At 66.1% G+C, this 24,320-nt stretch carries 24 protein-coding genes; 17 read left to right on the top strand and 7 right to left on the bottom strand.

Going from position 1 to position 24,320, the window contains the following annotated elements:
* From ACNR9W_RS07060 to ACNR9W_RS07050, 3 genes are all read left to right on the top strand, one after another.
* Entirely contained in the window at positions 1-933 is a 933-nt protein-coding gene (locus ACNR9W_RS07060; RefSeq protein WP_419268145.1) for a homoserine O-succinyltransferase, read from the top strand.
* Complete coding sequence (gene ppk2, locus ACNR9W_RS07055; protein WP_419268144.1) at positions 930-1,811, top strand: polyphosphate kinase 2; 882 nt, start codon at positions 930-932, stop codon at positions 1,809-1,811. Before ACNR9W_RS07060 ends, ppk2 begins: the two co-directional genes overlap by 4 nt.
* 98 nt (positions 1,812-1,909) lie before the next feature.
* A complete protein-coding gene (locus ACNR9W_RS07050) occupies positions 1,910-2,947 on the top strand; it encodes an ABC transporter substrate-binding protein (protein ID WP_419268143.1) in 1,038 nt (345 codons plus the stop codon).
* A 64-nt stretch (positions 2,948-3,011) separates the two neighbouring features.
* On the opposite strand, the gene ACNR9W_RS07045 is transcribed toward ACNR9W_RS07050, so the two are convergent.
* Both ACNR9W_RS07045 and hppD read right to left on the bottom strand, forming a co-directional pair.
* Positions 3,012-3,398, bottom strand: a complete 387-nt coding sequence (locus tag ACNR9W_RS07045) for a Rieske (2Fe-2S) protein (RefSeq protein ID WP_419268142.1) — start codon at positions 3,396-3,398, stop codon at positions 3,012-3,014.
* 7 nt (positions 3,399-3,405) lie between these two features.
* Positions 3,406-4,518 carry a 4-hydroxyphenylpyruvate dioxygenase gene (gene hppD / locus ACNR9W_RS07040; protein ID WP_419268141.1) on the bottom strand — a complete coding sequence of 371 codons (1,113 nt, stop codon included), beginning with the start codon at positions 4,516-4,518 and terminating at the stop codon, positions 3,406-3,408.
* A 129-nt stretch (positions 4,519-4,647) separates the two neighbouring features.
* Here hppD and ACNR9W_RS07035 point away from each other — a divergent pair, with 129 nt between their 5' ends.
* The 3 genes from ACNR9W_RS07035 to metH all read left to right on the top strand — a co-directional run bounded on the left by ACNR9W_RS07035 (position 4,648) and on the right by metH (position 8,947).
* The gene (locus tag ACNR9W_RS07035) at positions 4,648-5,103 is read left to right on the top strand and encodes an Lrp/AsnC family transcriptional regulator (protein ID WP_419268140.1); all 456 of its coding nucleotides are present in this window, start codon (positions 4,648-4,650) and stop codon (positions 5,101-5,103) included.
* 93 nt (positions 5,104-5,196) lie between these two features.
* Entirely contained in the window at positions 5,197-6,240 is a 1,044-nt protein-coding gene (locus ACNR9W_RS07030) for a homocysteine S-methyltransferase family protein (protein ID WP_419268139.1), read from the top strand.
* Positions 6,233-8,947, top strand: coding sequence for a methionine synthase (gene metH, locus ACNR9W_RS07025; protein ID WP_419268138.1), 2,715 nt, complete (start codon positions 6,233-6,235; stop codon positions 8,945-8,947). Before ACNR9W_RS07030 ends, metH begins: the two co-directional genes overlap by 8 nt.
* A 34-nt stretch (positions 8,948-8,981) precedes the next feature.
* On the opposite strand, the gene betA is transcribed toward metH, so the two are convergent.
* Genes betA through betI form a run of 3 tightly spaced genes read right to left on the bottom strand, consistent with a single transcriptional unit; the run spans position 8,982 to position 12,638 of the window.
* On the bottom strand, positions 8,982-10,631 hold the full coding sequence (gene betA / locus ACNR9W_RS07020) for a choline dehydrogenase (protein ID WP_419268137.1): 1,650 nt from the start codon (positions 10,629-10,631) through the stop codon (positions 8,982-8,984).
* Positions 10,618-12,075: a betaine-aldehyde dehydrogenase gene (betB, locus tag ACNR9W_RS07015; RefSeq protein WP_419268136.1), complete on the bottom strand. Its 1,458-nt coding sequence runs from the start codon at positions 12,073-12,075 to the stop codon at positions 10,618-10,620. The genes betA and betB overlap by 14 nt, the downstream gene beginning before the upstream one ends.
* On the bottom strand, positions 12,072-12,638 hold the full coding sequence (gene betI / locus ACNR9W_RS07010) for a choline-binding transcriptional repressor BetI (protein ID WP_419268135.1): 567 nt from the start codon (positions 12,636-12,638) through the stop codon (positions 12,072-12,074). Before betI ends, betB begins: the two co-directional genes overlap by 4 nt.
* Positions 12,639-12,727: 89 nt before the next feature.
* Here betI and choX point away from each other — a divergent pair, with 89 nt between their 5' ends.
* The 3 genes from choX to choV all read left to right on the top strand — a co-directional run bounded on the left by choX (position 12,728) and on the right by choV (position 15,592).
* A complete protein-coding gene (choX, locus tag ACNR9W_RS07005; RefSeq protein WP_419268134.1) occupies positions 12,728-13,669 on the top strand; it encodes a choline ABC transporter substrate-binding protein in 942 nt (313 codons plus the stop codon).
* Positions 13,670-13,730: 61 nt separating this feature from the next.
* A complete protein-coding gene (choW, locus tag ACNR9W_RS07000; RefSeq protein WP_419268133.1) occupies positions 13,731-14,579 on the top strand; it encodes a choline ABC transporter permease subunit in 849 nt (282 codons plus the stop codon).
* Positions 14,576-15,592, top strand: a complete 1,017-nt coding sequence (gene choV, locus ACNR9W_RS06995) for a choline ABC transporter ATP-binding protein (RefSeq protein ID WP_419268132.1) — start codon at positions 14,576-14,578, stop codon at positions 15,590-15,592. The genes choW and choV overlap by 4 nt, the downstream gene beginning before the upstream one ends.
* A 15-nt stretch (positions 15,593-15,607) precedes the next feature.
* Here choV and ACNR9W_RS06990 read toward each other — a convergent pair whose 3' ends face one another.
* On the bottom strand, positions 15,608-16,462 hold the full coding sequence (locus tag ACNR9W_RS06990) for an ABC transporter permease (protein ID WP_419268131.1): 855 nt from the start codon (positions 16,460-16,462) through the stop codon (positions 15,608-15,610).
* Positions 16,463-16,592: 130 nt separating this feature from the next.
* Here ACNR9W_RS06990 and ACNR9W_RS06985 point away from each other — a divergent pair, with 130 nt between their 5' ends.
* The 3 genes from ACNR9W_RS06985 to ACNR9W_RS06975 all read left to right on the top strand — a co-directional run bounded on the left by ACNR9W_RS06985 (position 16,593) and on the right by ACNR9W_RS06975 (position 19,866).
* Entirely contained in the window at positions 16,593-17,921 is a 1,329-nt protein-coding gene (locus tag ACNR9W_RS06985; RefSeq protein ID WP_419268130.1) for a sugar transporter, read from the top strand.
* The gene (locus tag ACNR9W_RS06980) at positions 17,918-18,586 is read left to right on the top strand and encodes an ABC transporter ATP-binding protein (protein ID WP_419268129.1); all 669 of its coding nucleotides are present in this window, start codon (positions 17,918-17,920) and stop codon (positions 18,584-18,586) included. Before ACNR9W_RS06985 ends, ACNR9W_RS06980 begins: the two co-directional genes overlap by 4 nt.
* A 104-nt stretch (positions 18,587-18,690) precedes the next feature.
* Positions 18,691-19,866, top strand: coding sequence for an NAD-dependent epimerase/dehydratase family protein (locus ACNR9W_RS06975; RefSeq protein WP_419268128.1), 1,176 nt, complete (start codon positions 18,691-18,693; stop codon positions 19,864-19,866).
* Positions 19,867-19,914: 48 nt separating this feature from the next.
* Here the strand turns inward: ACNR9W_RS06975 and ACNR9W_RS06970 are convergent, their stop codons facing one another.
* Complete coding sequence (locus ACNR9W_RS06970) at positions 19,915-20,298, bottom strand: DUF2147 domain-containing protein (RefSeq protein WP_419268127.1); 384 nt, start codon at positions 20,296-20,298, stop codon at positions 19,915-19,917.
* 134 nt (positions 20,299-20,432) lie between these two features.
* On the opposite strand from ACNR9W_RS06970, the gene hisA reads away from it, so the two are divergent.
* The 5 genes from hisA to accC all read left to right on the top strand — a co-directional run bounded on the left by hisA (position 20,433) and on the right by accC (position 24,281).
* Positions 20,433-21,149, top strand: coding sequence for a 1-(5-phosphoribosyl)-5-[(5-phosphoribosylamino)methylideneamino]imidazole-4-carboxamide isomerase (hisA, locus tag ACNR9W_RS06965; RefSeq protein WP_419268126.1), 717 nt, complete (start codon positions 20,433-20,435; stop codon positions 21,147-21,149).
* Between the two features lie 76 nt (positions 21,150-21,225).
* Positions 21,226-21,987 carry an imidazole glycerol phosphate synthase subunit HisF gene (hisF, locus tag ACNR9W_RS06960; RefSeq protein ID WP_419268125.1) on the top strand — a complete coding sequence of 254 codons (762 nt, stop codon included), beginning with the start codon at positions 21,226-21,228 and terminating at the stop codon, positions 21,985-21,987.
* Positions 21,984-22,298: a phosphoribosyl-ATP diphosphatase gene (locus tag ACNR9W_RS06955; protein ID WP_419268124.1), complete on the top strand. Its 315-nt coding sequence runs from the start codon at positions 21,984-21,986 to the stop codon at positions 22,296-22,298. The genes hisF and ACNR9W_RS06955 overlap by 4 nt, the downstream gene beginning before the upstream one ends.
* Positions 22,299-22,414: 116 nt before the next feature.
* Positions 22,415-22,930 (top strand): acetyl-CoA carboxylase biotin carboxyl carrier protein, encoded by a 516-nt coding sequence (accB, locus tag ACNR9W_RS06950; protein ID WP_419268123.1) that lies wholly within the window; start codon positions 22,415-22,417, stop codon positions 22,928-22,930.
* A 4-nt stretch (positions 22,931-22,934) separates the two neighbouring features.
* Positions 22,935-24,281 (top strand): acetyl-CoA carboxylase biotin carboxylase subunit, encoded by a 1,347-nt coding sequence (gene accC / locus ACNR9W_RS06945; protein WP_419268122.1) that lies wholly within the window; start codon positions 22,935-22,937, stop codon positions 24,279-24,281.
* The last annotated feature ends 39 nt before the right edge of the window (positions 24,282-24,320 follow it).

Raw genomic sequence — 24,320 nt, 5'->3', positions numbered from 1 at the left:
ATGCCGATCACCCTGAACGAGAACCTGCCCGCCTATCGCATCCTCTCGGACGAGGGGGTGATGGTGATGTCGCCCGGCCGCGCCGCGATGCAGGACATCCGGCCGCTGCGGATCGGGCTGTTGAACCTGATGCCCAAGAAGATCCAGACCGAGAACCAGTTCGCCCGGCTGATCGGCGCCACCCCCTTGCAGATCGACTTTCAGCTGATCCGCATGTCGGACCACGAAAGCCGCAATACCGCCGCCGACCACATGGAGAGCTTTTACCGCCCCTTCCGCGACGTGGAGGCGACAGGCGAAAAGTTCGACGGTCTGGTGATCACCGGTGCCCCGGTCGAGCATCTGCCCTTCGACCAGGTGACCTACTGGGACGAACTGACCCGCGTCTTTGCCTGGACGCAGACCCACGTCCATTCGACCTTCGGCGTCTGCTGGGGCGGCATGGCGATGGCCTGGCATTTCCACGGCCTGCCCAAGCACATTCTGCCGGGCAAGGCCTTCGGCTGCTTCCGCCACCAGAACCTGGCCCCCGCCTCGCCCTATCTGCGCGGCTTCTCGGACGAGGTGCTGGTGCCGGTCAGCCGCTGGACCGAGGTGCGCCAGGAAGATGTGGACGCGCGGCCCGCCCTGAACACGCTGCTGGCCAGTTCGGAGGTGGGGCCCTGCCTGCTGTCCGACCCGGGGCATCGCGCGCTCTATGTGTTCAACCACTTCGAATATGACAGCACGACGCTGAAGGACGAATACGACCGCGACCGCGCGGTCGGAAAGCCGATCGCGGTGCCCGCGAACTACTATCCGGACGATGATCCGGCCCGCATGCCGTCCAACCGGTGGCGCAGCCATGCCCATCTGCTCTACGGCAACTGGATCAACGAGATCTACCAGACGACATGGTACGACATGTCGCGCATCGGAGAGGGGCCTGCATGACCACCGACGTTCAGCTGCCGCTGGTCGGCCAGATCAGCCGCTTTCTGGAGGAAGACGCCCCCGAGGACCTGCGCCGCGCCTTGGAGGGCGGCAGCAAGCGCGAGATCCTGGACGATTCCTTTCCCTATGACTGCATGATGGACAAGGACGTGTACGAAGCGGCCATGGAGCAGCTGCAGCTGCAGCTGGTGCGCATGATGCATGACGTGATCGAAACCGGGAAACGCGTCGTGGTGGTCTTTGAAGGGCGCGACGCCGCCGGCAAGGGTGGGGCCATCGACCGGGTGCGCACGAACCTGAACCCGCGCTCCGCCTATGTCGTGGCCCTGCCCAAGCCCGGCGAGCGCGAGGCCGGCCAGTGGTATTTCCAGCGCTACGTCGACTGGCTGCCCGCCGCCGGAGAGATCGCGCTGTTCGACCGCAGCTGGTACAACCGGGGGGTCGTCGAGCGCGTTTTCGGGTTCTCGACCGAAGCGCAGCGCCACGCCTTCTTCCGCCAGCTGCCGGGTTTCGAGCAGCTGCTGGTCGATGACGGCGTGATTCTGGTCAAGCTCTGGCTGAATGTCGGCCGCGCCGAGCAGCTACGGCGGTTCCTGGAACGGGAAAAGGACCCGCTGAAGCAATGGAAGCTGAGCCCGATCGACGTGGACGGACTGGCCAAGTGGGACGAGTACAGCGTCGCCATCCGCGAGACGCTGAGCCTGTCGCATTCGCCCATTGCCCCCTGGACGCTGATCCGGGCGGACGACAAGCGCCGGGCGCGGATCGCGGTGATCCAGACGGTGCTGCGGGCGGTCGACTTCGCCGGCCGGGATGACGCGGCCATCGGCATTCCCGACCCACTGGTCGTCGGCGGGCCGGAACTGCTGCGCCACTGACGCGGACGCTCGGCTCACGGCTGCGCGATGCTCTTGCGCGGGCGGCGGGCGGCGGCTAGCCTCACCCTCGGTTCTGACCAGAGGAGAGGCCCGAAAACATGCGCTTGCTGACGACCACCATCCTGGCCGCCACCGCTCTGCCCGCCTTTGCGGCCGATCCGGAGCTGACCGTGTTCGATTGGGCGGGGTTCGAGGAACCCTCGATCTTCCAGGGCTATCTGGACAAGCACGGCGACTCGCCCACCTTTTCCTTCTATGGCGATGACGACGAAGCCTTCCAGAAGATCGCCTCGGGCTTTCGGGCCGACGTGGCCCACCCCTGCAGCCAGATGGTCAGCAAGTACCGCGATGCCGGCCTGATCGAGCCCTGGGACACGGCACGCATCCCGAATTTCGACAAGATCGACGAGCGGTTCCTGGATTCCCAGGTGTTCCGCGACGACCAGGGCGTCTGGTTCATCCCGACCGACTGGGGCGCCACCGCCATCGCCTATAACACCGAAACCGTGCCGGCCGAGGATGTGGCCTCGCTGCAGGTCTTCACCGATCCCAAGTACCAGGGCCGCACCTCGCTGCCCGACAGTTCGGACGATGTCTGGGCGCTGGCCTATCTGGCCACCGGCGTGACCGACTGGACCGATGTGACGGACGAACAGTTCCAGGCGGCCGCCGACTGGCTCCGCCAGGCGCACCAGAACGTCGCCGCCTATTGGTCCGACCCGTCGGAACAGGCGCAGTTGATGGCCTCGGGCGCGGTGGACATCGCCTGGTCCTGGAACGACGGCGTCGTCTATCTGCAGGCCGACGACTATCCAGTGGGGTTCCAGCGCGAGGCAAAGGAAGGATCGTCGACCTTCTTCTGCGGCTTCATCAACCTGAAGGACGGGCCGGGCAGCGAAGACAAGGCCTATGATTTCATAAACGCCTGGCTGGAGCCCAGCGCGGGCAAGGCATTGCTGGACACGATCGGCTATGGCCATACCTCGACCGAGGCCATGGCGACCATCGCGGACGAGCCTGCCGTCGCAGAGGGCCTGGCCGAGGTCGATGTGCCGGTCCTGGCCCAGACCCCGAACGACCCGGAACAGCGTCAGCGTCAGTTGGCCGAGTTCGAAAAGATCAAGGCGGGTTTCTGAACCCCGAATACCGGGGGCTCTGCGCCCCCGGACCCCCTTTGGGGTATTTCGACAACGCAGAATGTCAGGGGGCGATCACGATGTGGTCGCCCTTCTGCATGACAGGGACCGGATCAAGGCCGCAATCGGCACCAGCGATGGCCGCGCCCGTCGCCTTGTCAAAGCTGGCGCCATGCGCGGTGCACATCAGTTTCGTGCCGTCCGCCGACAGCAGCGTCGTGCCACGATAGTCCAGCGGCAGGTATTGATGCGGGCAGGCGTTCACGAAGGCGCGGATGGTGTCGCCGTCGCGCAGGACAAGGATCGGAAAGCTTCCCCGATCTGTCGTGACGGTCAGCGGATGCACCGCGGTGATATCGGCCGCCGCGCAGATGCGGGTGCCGGGCGCGGGGGCGCTGCTGTAATCGGTCCAGGCCATGATGGTGGCGCGGCGGCGTGACGACCGCCGCACCGCTCCCTTACTGGGCCGGGGTGGCGGTCAGGACGCCACGCCGGATCTGGTCCTCCTCGATGGATTCGAAAAGGGCGCGGAAATTGCCCTCTCCGAAGCCGTCATCGCCCTTGCGCTGGATGAACTCGAAGAAGATCGGGCCGATCACCGTCTTGGAAAAAATCTGCAGCAGGATGCGCGTTTCTCCGCCGCCCACCACGCCTTCGCCGTCGATCAGGATGCCCCGCGCCTTCATGCGCTCGATGGGCTCCTCATGGCCCTTCACGCGGCGATGCGACATCTCGTAATAAGTGTCCGGCGGCCCCGGCATGAACTCCATCCCGGCATCGGCGATCTTGTCGGTGCCCGCGTAGATGTCGTTCGAGGCGATCGCGATGTGCTGGATGCCCTCGCCCTTGTATTCGCGCAGGTATTCCTCGATCTGGCTGTGATCGTCAGTGCTTTCGTTGATCGGGATGCGGATCTTGCCGTCGGGCGAGGTCAGCGCCCGGCTGACCAGGCCCGTCTGCTTGCCCTTGATGTCGAAATACCTGATTTCGCGGAAGTTGAACGTGTCGTGGTAGAACTTGTACCACGTGTCCATGTTGCCGCGGATGACATTGTGCGTCAGGTGATCCAGATAGAAGAACCCGAACCCTTCCGGGCGCGGATCGGCCTCACCCAGCCAGTCGTAATCGGCGTCATAGGCGCTGCCCGCGTCGTCGTAACGGTCGATGAAGTAGAGAAGCGATCCGCCGATCCCCAGGACCGCCGGCGCCTCGATCGACTTGCCGGTGCCGGTATATTCGGTCGCCCCCAGGTCCACGGCGCGCTTCAGCGCCGCCTGCGCATCGACCACGCGCCAGGCCATGGCGGGCGCGCAGGGACCATGTTCGGCCACGAAGGCGGCTGCATGGCTGTCCGGTTCGGCGTTCAGCAGATAGTTGACGTCGCCTTGGCGATAGAGAGTGATATGGCGGGTCTTGTGCCGTGCAACAGGCAGGAACCCCATCTGGCGGAAAATCCGGTCCAGGACCTGCGGGTCAGGATGGGCGAATTCGACGAACTCGAACCCGTCCGTGCCTGCGGGGTTGGCGGCGCTGATGGTTGCCTTGGGGGCGTCGTGCGGAAACGGTCCCATGAGATCTCCTCCTGTTCAGTTGGAACATTTTACCGCCAGCGCGAAGCATGAGCGTTGCAATCTGCGCGCTCACAAGCAAAAATTTGCACAGGCCGCGCATGGCTGACATCAATCACGCATGAGGGACGCATGGATCGGTCTGATTCTGCGATACTTGCTGCATTGCAGCGCGACGGGGCACTGACCAATGCCGCCCTGGCGGAAACGGTCGGTCTGTCCGCGTCCCAGATCTCTCGTCGACGGGCGGCGTTGGAGGAGGCCGGCCTGATCGAAGGCTATTCCGCACGGCTGTCGGCGGCAAAGCTGGGCTTTGGCTTTCGGGCGATCATCCGCGTCAACCTGCGCGGCCACGGCCAAGGGCGAGAGGAGGAATTCGCCCGCTTCGTGGCCAGCCAGCCGATGATCCGTTCGGCCTTTTCGGTGTCGGGCGATGCGGATTACATCCTGGACATCCGGGCGCGCGATCTGGACGGGTTCGCCGATTTCATCCATCGCCACCTGCTGCCGCACCCGCAGGTGGCCCAGGTCCGGTCCGAGATCGTGCTGAAGACGCTGAAGGACGAACGGGACGTGCCCCTGCCATGACTTGCACGGCTTTCATGATCTTGTCGAAAACTATGAATTTGCTGGCAGGGGTCGCGCGGTCTATATGACAGGCTTCCGATGAGAGGCGCGACCATGACCGGCAGACTTCCCCCCTCCCCCGCCTTCGCGGCGCTGAACCATGCGGCTGCGGAACGCATCCTGATCCTGGACGGGGCCATGGGGACGCAGATCCAGGCCCTGGGCCTGGGCGAGGACGACTATACCGGTCACGGCTCGGGCCATGTCTGCCGCCATCATTCGGACCATCCGCAGACCGGCAACAACGACCTGCTGATCCTGACCCAGCCCGAGGCGGTCGAGGAGATCCATTATCGTTACGCCATCGCCGGCGCCGACATCGTCGAGACGAACACCTTTTCCGCAACCACCATCGCCCAGGCCGATTACGGGATGCAGCAGGCGGTCCATGACCTGAACGTCGAAGGAGCGCGCGTCGTGCGGCGGGCCCTGGACCGCGCCACTGCCCAGGATGGCAGGCCGCGCTTTGTCGCGGGCGCGATCGGGCCCACGAACCGCACCGCCTCGATGAGCCCGGACGTGAACGACCCCGGATACCGCGCGGTGACCTTCGACGATCTGCGCAAGGCCTATCTGCAGCAGGCGAACGGGCTGATCGCCGGCGGCGCCGACATCCTGCTGATCGAGACCATCTTCGACACGCTGAACGCCAAGGCCGCGATCTTTGCCTGCATCGAGGCGATGGAGGCGCATGGCCAGCGGCTGCCGATGATGATCTCGGGCACGATCACGGACGCCTCGGGGCGCACGCTGTCGGGACAGACGCCCACGGCCTTCTGGCATTCGGTGCGCCATGCGACCCCTTGGACCATCGGGCTGAACTGCGCGCTTGGCGCGGCGGCGATGCGCCCGCACCTGGCCGAACTGTCGGCCGTGGCCGAGACGCTGATCTGCGCCTATCCCAATGCGGGCCTTCCCAACGCCTTCGGCCAGTATGACGAAGGCCCCGACGACACCGCCGTGCAGGTGGCCGAATTTGCCCGCGAGGGGCTGGTCAACGTCGTCGGCGGCTGCTGCGGCACCACGCCCGACCATATCCGCGCCATCGCCGAGGCCGTCAAAGGTTTCGCCCCCAGAAAGGTGCCCGCCTATGCCTGATCGTCTGTTGCGCCTGTCAGGGTTGGAACCGTTCGTCCTGACCCCCGACATCCCCTTCGTGAACGTGGGCGAACGCACTAACGTCACCGGCAGCGCGCGCTTCCGCAAGCTGATCAAGGAGCGCGACTATGCCACCGCCTTGGAGGTCGCCCGCGACCAGGTGGAGAACGGGGCGCAGATCATCGACATCAACATGGACGAGGGCCTGATCGACAGCCGCGCCGCCATGGTCGAGTACCTGAACCTGCTGGCGGCCGAACCCGACATCGCGCGGGTGCCGGTGATGATCGACAGTTCCAAATGGGAGGTGATCGAGGCCGGGCTGCAATGCGTGCAGGGCAAGCCGGTGGTGAACTCGATCTCGATGAAAGAGGGCGAGGAGCAGTTCCGTCAGCAGGCCCGCCTGTGCCTGGCCTATGGCGCGGCGGTCGTGGTCATGGCCTTTGACGAACAGGGCCAGGCCGACACGGCCGCCCGCAAGATCCAGATCTGCCAGCGCGCCTATCGCATCCTGGTGGACGAGGTGGGTTTCCCGCCCGAGGATATCATTTTTGATCCGAACATCTTCGCCGTGGCGACGGGGATCGAGGAGCACAACAACTACGGCGTCGATTTCATCGAGGCCACCCGCTGGATCCGCCAGAACCTGCCGCACGCGCATGTGTCCGGCGGCGTGTCGAACCTGTCCTTCAGTTTCCGCGGCAACGAACCCGTGCGCGAGGCGATGCATGCCGTGTTCCTCTATCACGCCATCCAGGCGGGGATGGACATGGGCATCGTCAATGCGGGCCAGCTGGCTGTCTATGACCAGATCGACCCGGACCTGCGCGAAGCCTGCGAGGACGTCGTCCTGAACCGCCGCGCGGACGCCACCGAACGCCTGCTGGAGATCGCCGAGCGGTTCCGGGGCGACGGCCAGGGCGCCAAGCGCGAAAAGGACCTGTCCTGGCGCGAATGGTCGATCGAGAAGCGGCTGGAACATGCGCTGGTCAACGGGATCACCGAATTCATCGAGGCCGATACCGAGGAGGCGCGCCAGGCCGCAGAACGCCCGCTGCATGTCATCGAAGGTCCGCTGATGGCGGGCATGAATGTCGTGGGCGACCTCTTTGGCGCGGGCAAGATGTTCCTGCCGCAGGTGGTGAAGTCGGCCCGCGTGATGAAGCAGGCCGTGGCCGTCCTTCTGCCCTACATGGAGGAGGAAAAGCGCCTGACCGGCGGGACCGAGCGCGAGACGGCCGGCAAGATCCTGATGGCCACGGTCAAGGGCGACGTCCATGACATCGGCAAGAACATCGTGGGCGTCGTGCTGGCCTGCAACAACTTCGAGGTCATCGACCTGGGCGTCATGGTGCCCGCGCAGAAGATCCTGCAGGTGGCGCGGGACGAGAAGGTCGACATCATCGGGCTGTCGGGCCTGATCACCCCGTCCCTGGACGAGATGGCGCATGTGGCCGCCGAGATGGAGCGCGAGGGTTTTGACATCCCGCTGCTGATCGGCGGGGCCACGACCTCCAAGATCCACACGGCGGTCAAGATCGCACCGCGCTATACGAAGGGCGCCGCCGTCTATGTCACCGATGCCAGCCGCGCGGTGGGGGTCGCGTCCTCGCTGCTGTCGGCGACGCAGGCTGCGGGTTATGTCGAAGGCGTCCGGGCCGATTATGCCGAGGTCGCGGAACGTCACGAACGCTCGGAAGCCGCGAAAAGCCGCCTGCCCTTGGCCAGCGCCCGCGCCAATGCCCTGAAGATCGACTGGGCGGGCTTCGCCCCCACCGCACCCGGCTTTACCGGCACCCGCGTGATCGAGGACTGGGATCTGGCCCAGATCGCGCGCTATATCGACTGGACCCCGTTCTTCCAGACCTGGGAGTTGAAGGGTGTCTATCCCCGCATCCTGGAGGACGAAAAGCAGGGCGAGGCCGCGCGCCAGCTGTTCGCCGAGGCGCAGGAGATGCTGGCCCGCATCATCGACGGCAAGTGGTTCAAGCCGCGCGCCGTCGTGGGCTTCTGGCCCGCAAATGCCGCGGGCGACGACATCCGGCTGTTTGCGGATGCCGGGCGCACCAGGACGCTGGCCACGCTGCACACGCTGCGCCAGCAGGTGACCAAGCGGAACGGCCGTCCCAATGTGGCACTGTCCGATTTCGTGGCGCCAGCGGGTATTCCCGACCATGTCGGAGGCTTCGTCGTCACCGCCGGACCCGAGGAGGCCGAGATCTCGGCCCGCTACGAGCGTGCGAACGATGACTACGGCGCGATCATGGTCAAGGCTCTGGCCGACCGTTTCGCCGAAGCCATGGCCGAGATGCTGCACGAGCGTGTCCGCCGCGAGTTCTGGGCCTATGCCCCCGACGAGGCCTTCGCGCCCGAGGATCTGGTGGCCGAACCCTATGCCGGCATCCGCCCCGCGCCGGGCTATCCCGCCCAGCCCGACCACACCGAAAAGCTAACGCTGTTCAAGCTGCTGGACGCGGAGGCCGCGACCGGGGTGACGCTGACGGAAAGCATGGCGATGTGGCCGGGGTCGTCGGTGTCGGGCCTCTATATCGGGCACCCGGACAGCTATTATTTCGGCGTCGCCAAGATCGAGGAGGACCAGGCCCGCGACTATGCCGCGCGCAAGGGCTGGAGCCTGGAGGAGGCGGAACGCTGGCTGGCGCCGGTGCTGAACTATCAGCCGGGCCGCGCCCCGGTCGACGCCTGAGGAAAAAGGCCCGGAGCGATCCGGGCCTTGTCCGTCACAGGGTTTCGCGCAGCATCTGACGGCCCAGGATGTGATCGGCCGCCTTTTCGCCCGTCATGATCGACGGGCCGTTGAGATTGCCGTTCGTGATCCGCGGAAAGATCGAACTGTCCGCGACACGCAGCCCCTCGACCCCGATCACGCGCAGTTCGGGGTCCACCACCGCCATCGGATCACTGGCCGCACCCATGCGCGCGCTGCCGCAGGGGTGATAGGCCGATTCGGCATGCTCGCGGATGAAGCCGTCGATCTGCTCGTCGGTTTGCAGCACGTCGCCGGGCTGGATCTCCTCGCCGCGATAGGGGGCAAAGGCGGGCTGGTCAAAGATGCGACGGGTGTGCCGGACGCAGGCCCGGAACTCGGCCCAGTCGTCCTGGTGCGACATGTAGTTGAAGCGGATCTCGGGCGCGGCGGCGGCATCGGCGCTGGTGAGGCGGACCGTGCCCCGCGATTTCGACCGCATCGGGCCGACATGGGCCTGGAAGCCGTGTCCCTTGGCCGCGGATTTGCCGTCATAGCGCACCGCCAGCGGCAGGAAGTGATACTGGATGTCGGGATAATCCACCGCATCGGAGGAGCGGATGAAGCCGCAGCTTTCGAACTGGTTCGACGCACCCAGGCCCGTCTTCTGCAACAGCCACTCGACCCCGACCCGACCTTTGCCCAGAAGGTTGTAATAGGTATAGAGCGTGATCGGCTTCAGCGACTTGTACTGCATGTAGACCTCCAGGTGATCCTGGAGGTTGGCCCCGACTCCGGGCCTGTCGGCGATGGGCGTGATGCCGTGCTGGCGCAGGTGATCGGCAGGCCCGATGCCTGACAGCATCAGCAGTTTCGGCGTGTTGATCGTGCTGGCCGAAACGACGACCTCGCGCTTGGCCTCCAGCACCTCCGCACGACCCTTGCGCAGGATTTCAACACCGTAAGCGCGGTTTCCTTGAAACAGGATGCGCTGCGCCAGCCCATGGACCACGGTCAGAAGCCCGGATTTCTTCGCCGGACGAAGATAGGCGTTGGCGGCCGACCAGCGGCGGCCCTTCCAGATGGTGGCCTCCATCGGGCCAAAGCCCTCCTGCTGTTCGCCGTTATAGTCGTCGGTCCGGGGCCAGCCGGCCTGCTGGCCTGCCTGGATGAAGGTGTTGAACAGCGGGTTCTTGCGCTTGCCCCGCGTGATGTGCAGCGGACCGTCCGTGCCGCGCCAGGGCGAGGTTTTGGCCCCGGTCGGATCGCCGTGCCAGGTCTCCATCCGCTTGAAATAGGGCAGCACGCCCGCATAGTCCCAGCCCGCCGCACCGCTGTCGGCCCAGTGCTGGTAGTCCATCGGATTTCCGCGCACGAAGACCATGCCGTTGATCGAGGACGACCCCCCGATGACCTTGCCGCGCGGGGTGACCAGCCGACGGCCGTCCAGATGCGGCTCGGGCTGGCTGGAGAAGCCCCAGTCATAGCGCGACATGTTCATCGGATAGGACAGCGCGCCCGGCATCTGGATGAAGGGGCCGATGTCGCTGCCGCCGAATTCGATCAGGGTGACGCTGCGCCCGGCCTCGGTCAGCCGATAGGCCAGCGCGCAGCCGGCGCTGCCCGCGCCGATGATGACGTAATCGGCGGGCGCGGCGCCGCGCGGCGGTTCAATAGGGCGCATCCACGCCTCCCATTCCGACATAGACGGATTTCAGCTGCGAATAATGCTCGATCGCGGCGGCCGAGTTCTCTCGGCCCAGGCCCGACAGCTTGACCCCGCCAAAGGGCATCTCCACCGGGGTCAGGTTGTAGGTGTTGATCCAGCAAGTCCCGGCCTCCAGCCGGGCGGTGACGCGATGGGCGCGGGTCAGGTCCTGGGTAAAGACGCCAGCGGCCAAACCAAAGCCGGTGTTGTTGGCACGTCTGATCGCCTCGTTTTCCTCCCGGAAGCTCAGCACCGTCATGACGGGACCAAAGATCTCGTCCGTCGCGATGGCCATATCGTCGGTGGCATCGGCAAAGACCGTCGGCGGGACAAAGGCCCCCTCGCCCTCTCCGCCGCAGACCAGCCGGGCGCCGGCCGCCTGACCGGCCCGGATGGCGGCGCGGATCTTGTCCGCCTGCGTCTGGTTGATGATCGGGCCGTGATTCGTCAGCGGGTTCAGAGGATCGCCCATGCGGACGGAGGCCAGGCGCTCGGCCATCCGCGCCAGGAAATCCTCCTTGATGCCCTCCTGCAGGAAGACCCGCGTGCCGTTCGAGCAGATCTGACCCGAGCTGTAGAAGTTCGCCAGGATCGCGGCGCCGACCGCGTCTTCCAGATTGGCGTCATCAAAGACGACCAGCGGCGACTTGCCTCCCAGTTCCATCGTGACGTGGCGCATGCCTTGGGCCGCGGCGGCATAGACGCGGCGCCCGGTCGGCACCGATCCAGTCAGCGACACCTTGGCGACATTCGGGTCGGTGACCAGCGCGGCGCCCACCTCTCCTCGGCCCTGCACCACGTTGAAGACGCCCGGCGGCATGCCGGCTTCAAGGAAGATTTCCGCCAGTTTCAAGGCGCCTAGCGGCGTTTCCTCGGACGGCTTGAAGACCATCGTGTTGCCCATGACCAGGGCCGGGGCAGCCTTCCAGCAGGCGATTTGGCTAGGATAGTTCCAGGCCCCGATGCCCGCGCAAACCCCCAGGGGCTCGCGCCGCGTATAGGCCCAGTCCAAGCCAAGGGGGATCATCTGGCCGGTCAGCGTCGCCGCCAGGCCCGCGAAATATTCCAGCGCGGCGGCCCCCGACGGCCAGTCGGCCACCAGCGTCTCCTGGATCGGCTTGCCGGTATCCAGCGTCTCAAGGCGGGCCAGATCCTCGTTGCGCTCCAGGATCAGCGCGGCGGCGCGAGCCAGGATGCGGCCGCGCTCGACCGGCGCCAACGCGGCCCATCCGGGCTGCGCCTGGCGCGCGACGGCGCAGGCCTCGGCCACCTGCGGGGGGGTGGCTTCCCGCAGGCTTGCGATCGTCGCGCCGGTATAGGCATAGCGCACGGCAAGTTCGGCACCCTGCCCTTCGACATGCTGGCCGCCGATAAAGAGGCTGGCCCGGGGTTGGGCCGAAAGCTCTGGGTTCTGGGTCATGCAAGCGCCTCTTCAAGATAGGTCTGGATGATGGTCAGCGCCGCCTCGGCATCGGTCGGCCCCGGCGTCAGGACGGCGCGCAGATAGACGCCGTCGATCAGCGCGCCGAGCGTGTCGGCGATTCGTTCAGGCTGCCCGGTCAGGCCGCGCAGCGAAAAGATCAGGTTCGACCGTAGGCGGCGGTGATAGACGCGCAGCAGCCGCCCGGCATTCGGGTTCACCAGCGCCAGGGCATAGAAGTTCAGCCAGGCGCTGACCGTCTCGCGCTGGAAGTTCTGGGGCGCAAAGTTGGCGCGGACGATGCCGTCCAGCCGCGCGCGGCCGTCGTCGCCCCGCAGGACCTCGCGCACCGAATCACCATAGTTGCGCAGGATGAAGCGCATCGCGGCCAGGAATATCTGCTCCTTGGAGCCGAAATAGTGATGCGCCAGCGCCGGGGACATGCCGGCGCGCTTGGCAATCTGCGCAACCGTCACATCCAGCGACCCCGCACGACCCACTTCCTGGATCGCGGCGTTGATTAGTGCAGCCTTTCGAATAGGCTCGGCCCCAAGTTTCGGCATGACGGCACCTGCGCTCTCAAGAAAACGGTTGCTTTATGCTTATCATGTATCTTTAATTGATCAACCAATCAAGAACAGGGAGTCCCAAAATGACCCTTTCCCGCATCGTCGCATCGCTTGCGATCAGCGCCGCCGCCAGCCTGCCCGCCGCCGCGGCCGAACCCGAAGAGTGCCGCACCGTGGTCTTCTCGGATGTCGGCTGGTCGGACATCACGGCCACGACGGCCCTTGCCTCGACCGTCCTGCAGTCGCTCGGCTACGAGACCGAGACCCGCATCCTGTCGGTGCCGGTGACCTACACCGCCTTGTCGACTGACGATGTCGACGTCTTCCTGGGCAACTGGATGCCCACGATGGAGGCCGATTTCGCGCCCTATCGCGACGCGGGGACGGTGGACACGGTCCGCACGAACCTGACCGGCGCCAAATACACCTTGGCCACCAACCAGGCGGGGGCCGATCTGGGCATCGACGACTTCACCAAGATCGCCGAGCACAAGGAAGCCCTGGACGGCAAGATCTATGCCATCGAGCCCGGCAATGACGGCAACCGCCTGCTGCTGGAGATGGTGGCGATGGACAAGTTCGGCCTGGGCACCTTCGAGGTGGTCGAATCCAGCGAACAGGGGATGCTGGCGCAGGTCAGCCGCGCCGATGGCCGCGACCAGCCGGTGGTCTTCCTGGGCTGGGAGCCGCATCCGATGAACGCGCAGTTCCAGATGACCTACCTGACCGGCGGCGACGAGGTCTTCGGCCCCAACTTGGGCGGGGCCGAGGTGCGCACGAACACCCGCGCCGGCTATGTCGAGGAATGCCCGAATGTCGGCAAGTTCCTGCAGAACCTGGAATTCACGCTGCCGATGGAGAACGAGGTGATGGGGCTGATCCTGAACGACGGGATGGAGCCGCTGGCCGCCGCCCAGGCTTGGCTGAAGGACAATCCCGATGCGGCCACGCCCTGGCTGGTCGATGTGACGACGGTCGATGGAAATGATCCGCAGGCGGCGCTGAACGAGGCGCTGCAACGCTGATCGCTGCGGCGGGGGGCGCGACCCCGCCTTGGCGACGGTTCGGGACAGCAGGGGAACGGCAATGGAACAGATGACCGAATGGGTCACGGACAACAAGATACCGGTCGGACGCACGGCAAAGACCGTGTTCGACTGGCTGAACGCGAATGCGGGGGCGGTCTTTGACGCGATCTCGGTGGCAATGGAGGCGCTGATCGGGGCCGTGCTCGCGGCGCTCGAGGCGCCGCATCCCTTCCTGTTCATCGCGCTGGCGGTCGCGCTGACCTATGCGCTGCAGCGGCGGCTGTCGACCTGCCTGCTGGTGGCGGCGGGCCTTCTGTTCATCCTGAACCAGGGCTACTGGAGCGAGACGCTCCAGTCGCTGACGCTGGTGCTGTCCGCCTGCATCGTCTGCATGGCGGTGGGCGTGCCCATCGGCATCGCCGCCGCCCACCGTCCGCGCCTTTATGCATGGATGCGGCCGGTCCTGGACCTGATGCAGACGCTGCCGACCTTCGTCTACCTGATCCCGGCGATCGTCTTCTTCGGCATCGGGATGGTGCCGGGCCTGCTGGCGACGGTGATCTTCGTTCTGCCCGCCCCGATTCGGCTGACGCAACTGGGCATCGCCTCGACCCCGCCCGCCCTGGTCGAGGCGGCGACCGCCTTTGGTGCGACCCCACGGCAGCTGCTGTGGAAGGTCGAATTGCCCAGCGCCCTGCCGCAGATCATGGCGGGCCTGAACCAGACCATCATGCTGTCGCTGTCGATGGTCGTCATCGCCGCCCTGGTCGGTGCCTCGGGCCTGGGGGTTCCGGTCGTCCGGGCGCTGAACAGCGTGAACACCTCGCTCGGGTTCGAATCGGGCTTCGTGATCGTCGTCGTCGCCATTCTTCTGGACCGGATGCTGCGCATGGAGAGCCGCAAATGACTGCTGAACGCAATGCCGTCGAATTCGACCGGGTCTGCATCGTATTCGGCGACCACCCCGACCGCGCCCTGCCCCTGATGGACGAGGGCCTGGAGCGGGGTCCCATCAAGACGGAGACCGGCCAGGTGCTGGGGGTCCATGACTGCAGCCTGAACGTTGCCGAAGGCGAGATCCTGGTGCTGATGGGCCTGTCCGGTTCGGGCAAGTCCACCCTGCTGCGGGCCGTGAACGCGCTGAACGACGTCTGCCGGGGTGAGGTCCGCATCCGGCGCGGCGAGCAGATGGTCAGCGTGACCGGCGCCGGCCGCCGGGCGTTGCGGGACATCCGGCTGAGCAGCGTGGCCATGGTGTTCCAGCAGTTCGGCCTGCTGCCCTGGCGCAGCGTGCGCGAGAATGTCGGGCTGGGCCTGGAGCTCGCGGGCATGTCGCCCGCCGAGCGCCGCGACAAGGTCGACCGCCACCTCGAGACGGTGGGGTTGTCCGAATGGGCCGACCGCAAGGTGGGAGAGCTGTCGGGAGGCATGCAGCAGCGCGTCGGCCTGGCCCGCGCCTTTGCGACCGAGGCGCCGATCCTGCTGATGGACGAACCCTTCAGCGCGCTGGACCCGCTGATCCGCGCCCGGCTGCAGGACGAGTTGCTGGAGTTGCAGGCCAAGACCGGCCGCACCATCATCTTTGTCAGCCACGACCTGGACGAAGCCTTCAAGCTGGGCAACAGGATCGCGCTGATGGAGGGCGGCCGGATCGTCCAGATCGGCACGGCGCGGCAGATCATCGCCAACCCGGTGAACGGCTACGTCGCGGATTTCGTGGCGCATATGAACCCGCTCGGGGTTCTGACCGCGGAGGATGTCGTCGAGGCCGGAGAGGCCGAGGGCCAGCCCATCGCCCGGGATCTGCCGGTGCGGGCGGTCATGGAACTGCTCTCGGGGCGGTCCGCCGTTCCGGTCGAGGGTGGCGGCCGCATCACCCGCGAGGCCGTGCTGGCCCGGCTGATCGATCCGCGCGGCTGAACGCCGCGCAGGCCCCTAGCTGTTCTGCAGATCGCGGTGATAGCGGACCAGCAGGGCCAGCCCCAAGGCAAACAGGGTCAGGCTGAGGCCGAAGACATAGACATAGCTGACATATTCGCCGCCATAGCTGGGATAGAAGGCGCGGCGCATCTGGCCGACCATGTGCACCAGCGGGTTCCACCACAGCCAGTCCTGGTAGGGCTGCGGAACATCGTCAAAGATGAAGAACACGCAGGAGAGGATGAACAGCGGGCGCATCAGGATGCCCCACATGGGCTGCCACCAGCTGATCGTCTCGAAGAGGAAAGAATTCATGACACCCATGGCCGACCCCAGCATGATGGCCATGGCCACACCGATGACGATCAGGTCGAACTGGGGGTCGGTGCGCGTCTCCATGATCAACGAGATGCTGGTGAAGATCAGGAAGGCGACCATGATCTGCGTGACCGCCCCGAAGGCGATCCGCGCCAGCAGCGCATCCACGAAGGTGACTGCCGGATAGGCCAGAAGCGCCGAGGAGTAGCGGATCGAGCCCGCCACCTTGTTAGAGATGTCGAGGTAGGCCATGAACGGCACGACCCCCGTCGCATAGAACATCGCGAAGGTCGTGCCCATCGGCGGCGTCCGGAAGCCGGCCGAAAAGATCAGCGTCAGCAGAATGACCCCGCCCACCGGCTCGGCGATCGCCCAGAAGTACCCGCCCGAGGATCGCCCGTGGCTGGTCTGCATCTCGCGCAGGATCAGGGCACCGATCGCCCTGAGGCTGGCAAAGCTGCGGTGCTTGCGGACTTCCTTGAGCTTGCGGTCGGGGGCCGGGCCGCGCCGCTGCGGCAGCGGAGCGGGCTGGGGGGCGGAAGGTTGGGGCATCTGTGACATCGGACCGCGCCGCGGGGGCGCCTTCTGCTGGCAGATCCTTGCAGGGATCGGCGCTGGAACTGTTCATCGCGCTTATGTATGAGTGCCGGCAAGAGATCAACAAGACAGGCGGGGTAAGCGCATGTCCGCCCACGACCAGATACCCTCATCGCAGACCCAGCCTCCGGCCGAGCCGGCATCCGAGCAGCCCGCGAAGACGGGCCAGATCGCGACGACCCCGCAACCGGCCCGACAGCCCGCCCCGCGCCCCAAGAAGCCCGGAGCCGCTGGCATCAAGGCGCGTCAGCTGAAGTCGCAGCAGATCATCGACGCGTCGATGCAGCACCCCGTCCTGCCGCCCGCCAGCGCCGCCAAGCTGGAACGGCGCCATTATGGCATGGCGATCAGCTTTGTGCTGGTGGTCCTGATCCCGATCCTGGTGTCGGCCTATTACCTCTATGCCAAGGCCGAGGATCAGTATGCATCCTATGTCGGCTTTTCCGTGCGCAGCGAATCCGCGCCCAGTCCGGCGGACATGCTGGGCGGCCTCGGCTCGCTTGTCGGGGTGACGTCCAGTTCCACCTCGGACACGGACATCCTGTTCAAGTTCATCCAGAGCCGCGACCTGGTCGAGCGGGTGAACGCCCGGCTGGACCTGAGGGCCATCTGGTCCAAGGCGCCGGGCGATCCGATCTTCAGCTATGGCGGAGACGCCTCGCTGGAGGATCTGGTCGCGGAATGGGAACGCAAGGTCAGGATCTATTACGACACCGGGATGATCGACCTGCGCGTGCTGGCCTTTGATCCTCATGACGCCCAGAACATCGCCAAGGCCATCATGGAAGAAGGTGGCCTTCTGATCAACCAGTTGAACGACATCGCGCGCGAGGACGCCCTGCGCTATTCGCGCGACGAGCTGGAGCGCGCGCAGGAACGGCTGCGGCAGGCCCGGCAGGCGGTGACCGAGTTCCGCAACCGATATCAACTGGTCGACCCGGTCGCCGATGTCCAGGGGCAGATCGGGGTCGTGACCTCGCTGCAGCAGCAGCTGGCGGAACAGCTGGTCTCGCTTGGCCTCCTGCGCGCCAATGCCCAGCCCAATGACCCGCGGATCAGCCAGACCGAACTGCGCATCGAGGTGATCCGCGAGCAGATCGAGGCCGAGCGCCAGAAGTTCGGCTCGAACAGCAGCGAGGCCGCGCTGTCGGACGTGGTCGGGCAGTACGAGATCCTGGCCGTCGATCGCCAGTTCGCCGAGACCAGCTATACCGCCGCCCTTGCAAGCTATGAGACTGCGCGCGCCGAGGCGGTCCGGCAGTCGCGCTATCTGGCAGCCTATATCCGACCGACGCTGGCACAGGCGGCCGAGTTCCCGCAGCGCGCCAAACTGCTTTTGATGATCTCGCTGTTCCTGTCGCTGCTCTGGATCATCGGCAGCCTGATCTTCTACAGCCTTCGCGACCGGCGATGATCCACCTGCACAATCTCTGCAAGACCTACACGCTGAACGGCCGCCACAAGGTGGTGGCCGACAACATCAACGCCACCTTTCCTTCGGGCATGTCGATCGCGCTTCTGGGTCGTAACGGGGCGGGAAAGTCCTCGCTGCTGCGGATGATCTCTGGGGCGATGCTGCCGACCTCGGGCAAGATCCTGTCGACCGGCACGATCAGCTGGCCGGTCGGTTTCGCCGGATCCTTCAACGGCGAATTGACGGGCGAGCAGAACTGCCGCTTCGTGGCGCGCGTCTATGGCGTCGACACCGATGAACTGCTGTATTTCGTGGAGGATTTCGCGGAGCTGGGCGACCACTTCCGCCTGCCGCTGCGCAGCTATTCCTCGGGCATGAAGTCGCGGCTGGCCTTTGGGCTGTCGATGGCCGTGCCCTTCGACACCTATCTGGTGGACGAGGTCTCGGCAGTGGGCGACGCCGCCTTCAAGGCCAAGTCGAACCGCGTCTTCAAGGAACGGATGGCCAATGCGGGCGCGATCGTGGTGGCCCATTCGATGGGCATGCTGCGGACGAATTGCGACGCGGGCGCGGTCCTGGAAAACGGCAAGCTGACCTTCTATGCCGATCTGGAAGAGGCGATCGAGGTTCACATGGCCAACATGCAGCAGACGATCTCGGGCTGAGCGCCTTGATGACGTTTTCATGTCGTCTGTGAAACAGGTGCTGGCATGCCGGGGTCTGCCGCATTACACCCCCTTCGACGCTGGAACCCTTCCAAAGGCATAGCATGAAGATCATCGTATTGGGCGGAGACGGTTTTTGCGGATGGCCCACCGCCCTTCACCTGTCGGCCCGCGGGCATGACGTGGTGATCGTGGACAACCTGTCCCGCCGCAAGATCGACGTCGAGCTGGAGGTCACTTCGCTGACCCCCATCCGTCCCTTGGGCGAACGGGTCCGCGCCTGGCAGGACCTGACCGGACACGAGATCAGGGTCGAGAACTTCACCGTCGGCCAGCACTATCACCGCCTGCTGACGCTGCTGCAGCAGGAACGCCCCGACGCGGTCATTCATTTCGCCGAACAGCGGGCCGCGCCCTATTCGATGAAGTCCAGCTGGCACAAGCGCTATACCGTCAACAACAACCTGAACGCCACGAATGACGTGCTGGCCGCCATCGTCGAATCCGGCCAAGACATCCACCTGGTGCATCTGGGAACGATGGGCGTCTATGGCTATGGCACCGCGGGCATGAAGATCCCCGAAGGCTATCTGGACGTGCTGGTGGAGACAGAAAGCGGTCCGCACCGGCAGGAGATCCTCTATCCCGCCAATCCCGGCTCGATCTATCACATGACCAAGACGCAGGATCAGCTGTTCTTCTTCTATTACAACAAGAACGACGGCGTCCGGATCACCGACCTGCATCAGGGCATCGTCTGGGGCACCCAGACCGAGGAGACGCGGCTGGACGACCGGCTGATCAACCGGTTCGATTATGACGGCGACTACGGCACGGTGCTGAACCGCTTCCTGATGCAGGCGGCGGTCAACTATCCGCTGACGGTGCATGGCACCGGGGGCCAGACGCGCGCCTTCATCCATATCCAGGACACCTGCCGCTGCATCGAGCTGGCCCTGCTGAACCCGCCCGCCGCGGGCGACCGGGTCCAGATCCTGAACCAGATGACCGAGACGCACCGTGTCCGCGACCTGGCCCGGATGATCGCCGACCAGACGGGGGCCGAAATCGCCCATCTGCGCAATCCCCGCAAGGAAGCCGACGAGAACGACCTGCATGTCGTCAACGACAGCTTCCTGGGAATGGGCCTGCAGCCGATCAAGCTGGAGGACGGCCTTTTGGCCGAGGTTCAGGAAATCGCCCGCAAATATGCCGACCGCTGCGATCGCGACAAGATCCCCTGCGTGTCGGAATGGCGCCCGCAGCAGGCCGCCGAATGACCAGGGGCCGCGCATTCCAGCGCGGCCCCCTTTTCGTCCGTCCGGCTGTTACTGGACCCTGACCCAGGTCTGGCTCTTGCACACAAGCCCGCCCGCCACGCAGCCCGACAGGCTCATCTGCTGGCCCGAGACGCTGGCCTTGCCGGCATAGACCTTGTCATTCGACGGACGCCAGACGCGGCCCTGATAGTTGCCGCCGCCCTTGGGTGCCATGTCGATGACGATCTGGCGGCCCAGGTTCGGCGACTTGTATTCCGCCTGGTCCTTGAACGTCCGGGTGATGGTGCCGCAAAAGGCCCCGCCGCAGGGCGCGACGGTGACATGGGCAAAGCTGCCCTCGTCAGGCTGGGTCTGCCAGACCCCCTCGATGGGGTCGGCCGCGGCCGCACCCGCGGCAAGGCCCAGCACGGCGGCAAGAATGATGTGACGCATGAACACTCCTCCTCAGGATGGCGCCACATTGCGCGCGCGGCTCCGGCCCCGGCAAGCATGACGTGAGGTCCCTTTACGCGGGCGCACCCACCGTGGCAAAGGAGGCCCAACTGCCAGCAGCCGGAGCGCGTGACATGATCCTCTACCCCGCCATCGACCTCAAGGACGGCAATTGCGTGCGCCTGCTGCGCGGCGACATGGAGGCGGCGACGGTCTTTGGCACCGACCCCGCAGCCCAGGCCCGGGCCTTTCAGGACGCGGGGGCCGAATGGCTGCACCTGGTGGACCTGAACGGCGCCTTCGAAGGCAAGCCCGTCAATGGCGGCGCGGTCGAGGCGATCCTGAAGGCCACCCGCATCCCGGCGCAGCTGGGCGGGGGCATCCGCGACATGGCGACGATCGAAAGCTGGCTGGACCGGGGCCTGACGCGGGTCATCCTGGGCACCGTCGCGGTCGAAAACCCCGACCTGGTGCACGAGGCGGCCGCGGCCTTTCCGGGCCGGATCGCCGTGGGGATCGATGCGCGGGCCGGGCGGGTCGCGACGCGGGGCTGGGCGACCGAGACCGACATCACCGCAACCGACCTGGCCCGCCGCTTCCAGGACGCGGGCGTCGCGGCCATCATCTATACCGACATCGACCGCGACGGCGCGATGGGCGGGCCGAACGTCGCCGCCACCGAGGCGCTGGCCCGCGCCGTCTCGATCCCGGTGATCGCCTCGGGCGGTGTCTCTTCGCTGGCCGATCTGCAGGGCTTGGCCGATACGCGCGTCATCGCGGGCGCGATCTCAGGGCGGGCGCTCTACGACGGGGCGCTGGATCTGCGCGAAGCCCTGGCCGCGCTGGCCTGATCCGGCCTGCACGCTCTGGCCCCGTGGCCGGGCTTGCGCTAAAAAGCCCCCCAAAGCCCCAGAAAAGGCGCATCCGATGCTCAAGACCCGCATCATCCCCTGTCTGGACGTGGCCGATGGCCGCGTCGTGAAGGGTGTCAATTTCGTGGACCTGATCGATGCCGGCGACCCGGTCGAGGCTGCCCGCGCCTATGACGCGGCCGGCGCGGACGAGATCTGCTTTCTGGACATCCACGCCACCCACGAGAACCGCGGCACCATGTTCGACCTGGTCACGCGCACGGCCGAACAGTGCTTTGTGCCGCTGACGGTGGGCGGCGGCGTGCGCAGCCACAACGACGTGCGCGCGCTGCTGCTGGCCGGCGCCGACAAGGTCAGCTTCAATTCGGCCGCGGTCGCGGACCCCGATGTCGTGGCCGCCGCCGCCGATCGTTTTGGCAGCCAGTGCATCGTCGTGGCCATCGACGCCAAGACCGTGGCCGATGGCCGGTGGGAGATCTTCACCCATGGCGGGCGCAAGTCGACCGGCATCGATGCCGTCGAATTCGCCCGCACCGTCGAGGCCAAGGGCGCGGGAGAGATCCTGCTGACCTCCATGGACCGGGACGGGACGCGCGCCGGCTTCAACCTGCCGCTGACGCGCGCGATCGCGGATGCTGTCAGCGTGCCGGTCATCGCATCGGGCGGCGTGGGGACGCTGGACCACCTGGTCGAAGGCGTGACAGAGGGCCATGCCAGCGCCGTGCTGGCCGCCTCGATCTTTCATTTCGGCACCCATACCATCGCCGAGGCCAAGGCCCACATGGCCGCCGTCGGCATCCCGATGAGGCTGACATGAGCGCGCTGGCCCGTCTTGCCGCCACGGTCGAGTCCCGCAAGTCGGCCGATCCCGACAGCAGCTGGACCGCCAAGCTGCTGGCCAAGGGTCCCGAAAAATGCGCCGAGAAATTCGGCGAGGAGGCCATCGAGGCCATCATCGAGGCCGTCAAGGGTGACCGGACCAGGCTGACCTCCGAGGCGGCCGATGTCCTGTTCCACCTGCTGGTCATGCTGGCCGCCCGCGACGTGTCACTGGCCGATGTGGAGGCCGAGCTTGCGCGCCGCGAGGGCATCTCGGGGCTGCAGGAAAAGGCATCGCGCCCGGAATAACCGCGCGGGCGCCCCGCCTGCGCGCCAGACCCTTCCCCTCGGGCCGCCGGAAAGGCTATAAGCCCTGCAATCGCCGCGCCCGCACGCGGCCCGACAAGAAGATCTCAGAGGACGGCATGAGCAACGAATCCAACCCCGGCAAGCATCACGACGGCGACGTGGCCTTCATCCAGTCGCTGGCCCAGCTGCTGAACGACAGCGAGTTGAACGAGATCTCGGTCAAGCGGGAATATGGCGAACATGACCGCCTGACCGTCAGCCTGTCCAAGCAGGGCAAGCAGGTCGTCTATGCCCAGGCCCCTGCCGCGATGGCCGCCCCCGCCGCCCAGGCTCCTGCCGCCGCATCCGCGCCTGCCGCGCCCTCCGTCCCTGCGCTGAGCGAAGATCCGGCCAGCCTGCCGGGGGCCGTCACCTCGCCCATGGTGGGCACGGCCTACCTGTCGGCCGAGCCCGGTGCCGCGCCCTTCGTCACCGTCGGCGCAACCGTGGCCGAGGGCGACACGCTGATGATCGTCGAGGCGATGAAGACGATGAACCACATCCCCGCCCCGCGCGCCGGCACTGTCCGGCGGATCCTGGTCGAGGACGGCAATCCGGTCGAATTCGGTTCGCCCCTGATGATCGTCGAGTAAGCCCATGTTCGACAAGATCCTCATCGCCAACCGGGGCGAGATCGCGCTGCGCGTGATCCGGGCCTGCCGCGAGATGGGCATTGCCTCAGTCGCCGTCCATTCGACCGCCGATGCCGATGCGATGCATGTCCGCATGGCCGACGAATCGGTCTGCATCGGCCCGCCCTCGTCCGCGCAAAGCTATCTCTCGATGCCCGCGCTGATCTCGGCCTGCGAGATCACGGGCGCGCAGGCGATCCATCCGGGCTACGGCTTCCTGTCCGAGAACGCCGGCTTCGTGCAGATGCTGGAAGATCACGACATCACCTTCATCGGCCCGCGCGCGGAACATATCCGCATCATGGGCGACAAGATCACCGCCAAGGACACGATGAAGGCGCTTGGCGTCCCCTGCGTGCCCGGCAGCGACGGCGGCGTGAACGAGGTTGACGAGGCCAAGCGCGTGGCGGCCGCGATCGGCTATCCGGTCATCATCAAGGCCACGGCGGGTGGCGGCGGGCGCGGCATGAAGGTCGCCCAGGACGAGACGGGCCTGGAGGTCGCGTTCCGCACCGCGCGCGCCGAAGCCAAGGCCGCCTTCGGCAACCCCGACGTCTATATCGAGAAATACCTGCAGCGCCCGCGCCACATCGAGATCCAGGTCTTTGGCGACGGCAAGGGCCGCGCGGTTCATCTGGGCGAACGTGATTGTTCACTGCAGCGCCGCCACCAGAAGGTGCTGGAGGAGGCGCCCGGGCCCGTCATCACCGCCGAGGAGCGTGCCCGCATCGGCAAGGTCTGCGCCGATGCCGTGGCCAAGATCGGCTATTCGGGGGCCGGCACGATCGAGTTCCTCTATGAGGACGGAGAGTTTTACTTCATCGAGATGAACACCCGCCTGCAGGTCGAACATCCGGTCACCGAGGCGATCTTCGGCGTCGACCTGGTCCGTCAGCAGATCCGCGTGGCCGCCGGCCTGCCGATGGAGTTCCACCAGGAGGACCTGGTGATCAACGGCCATTCGATCGAGGTGCGGATCAACGCCGAAAAGGTCCCGAACTTCTCACCCTGCCCGGGCAAGATCACCCAGTACCACGCCCCCGGCGGACTTGGCGTCCGGATGGATTCGGCGCTGTATCAGGGCTATTCGATCCCGCCCTATTACGACAGCCTGATCGGCAAGCTGATCGTGCATGGCCGCGACCGTGACGAGGCACTGGCCCGCCTGTCGCGCGCCCTGGGCGAACTGATCGTCGACGGGGTGGACACCACCGTGCCTCTGTTCCGGGCGCTGCTGGACGAGCCCGACATCCAGTCGGGGACCTACTCGATCCACTGGCTGGAGCGTTGGCTGGACAGCCATTACGCCTGAGGCGCCGGTGTTGAGCCCCGCGCAATTGCTGACCGGCTA

Origin of the sequence: Paracoccus sp. T5, assembly GCF_048538155.2 — a bacterium.
In the GTDB taxonomy this organism is placed as follows: Bacteria; Pseudomonadota; Alphaproteobacteria; order Rhodobacterales; family Rhodobacteraceae; genus Paracoccus.
This window is presented reverse-complemented; position numbering and strand designations above follow the sequence as displayed.